This window comes from Bartonella sp. 220B (assembly GCF_026930205.1).
In the GTDB taxonomy this organism is placed as follows: Bacteria; Pseudomonadota; Alphaproteobacteria; order Rhizobiales; family Rhizobiaceae; genus Bartonella.
This window is the reverse complement of sequence record NZ_JANHOI010000063.1, coordinates 1-1210: the sequence shown is the minus strand read 5'-3', so window position 1 is coordinate 1210 and position 1210 is coordinate 1. Positions and strand designations below refer to the sequence as shown.

General features: G+C 35.7%; 1 pseudogene. It reads left to right on the top strand.

Annotated features, from left to right (window positions below):
• Nucleotides 1-450: pseudogene (locus NPX99_RS08705) on the top strand (hypothetical protein); the annotation flags it as partial.
• Between the last annotated feature and the right edge of the window lie 760 nt (nt 451-1210).

Sequence of the window (1210 nt, the reverse complement as noted above, 5' to 3'; positions counted from 1 at the left end):
AACAATGCTTCTGTATCGGGTTCTGTTTATGGCAAGGCTCATGTTTATGGCAATAGCCGTGTTTGTATGGAAGCCCATGTTTATGGCAATGCGCATCTTTCCCATAATAGTTATCTTTTTGAATATGCAAGGGTCTATGGCAATGCCAAGGTTTCAGGTTCTGCCTGTCTTTTTAGCACTGCACGGGTTTATGGCTATGCTGTTGTTAACAGCCGTGCACAAATCCATGGCAAGGTTTATGACTATGCGAAAGTGAGTGGCTGTGCTGAAATTTATGGCTCTGTTTATGGAAAAGCTCAGGTTTCTCATACTGTCAAGGTCTGGGGGTGTGTTTGTGGGCGTGCAAAACTCAATCGACAAAGTAAGATAAGAGAGGTTCCCGAAAATAAGGAGGTTTCTAAAAGAGATATTCTTATGGAAATTATTGAGAGAATTGAAACAAAGGAATAATCAACAAACGCGGGGGTGCTTTTTATTTGCTATAAATGCTATTTTAAAAAGAGAATTCAAAAAAACAAGCCGTGCCAATTTATATGACACGGCTTTCTTATTCCATTCAAATTTTATCCATAATGGAGGCATAAATACATATATACAGAACGTATCATATTGCAAGATCTCTATTCTCTTTATGAAAACTTATCCAAAATAATATAAAGGAATGCTTCTGAAAGCGCTTTTTTAGATCATCACATTTGAATGAAAAAAGCCTATTAGCTCTGTGATGATTTCAAACCCTATCAATAACAACGCCCTCATATTTGAGGTGACCTAATCACTCAATCCAAATTTGGATTGCCCCCTTTCAAAAGAAAACGTTTCAAATATTTGCATTTTAACAAGCTCTCATATTCAATTGCGTTTTAACAATGCGATTTATTATGATAAAAACGTCTTATAAAATTTATGAAATGTTATGAATGATAACAGCTTTGCATTTCATTTGAATGCTCACATGCGTTATAACATTGGCATCATGATTTGCTTTTTATGCTCTGTTTATAGATGGCTATTGTTTATAAAAAATGGTCAATTGAATCGTGCATAAAAGTGTGGATTCTTAAGTGGATTCAAATAAAATAAATACACTCAAACTATTGATTTTATTGTGTTTTTTTGTATAATGCCATTTCTTTGGGTGAAGGGCATTGTAAAAGAGGAAGTGGGGGATCTGAATGGGCGCACACCCACACCAGAAGAACAAGCCCGC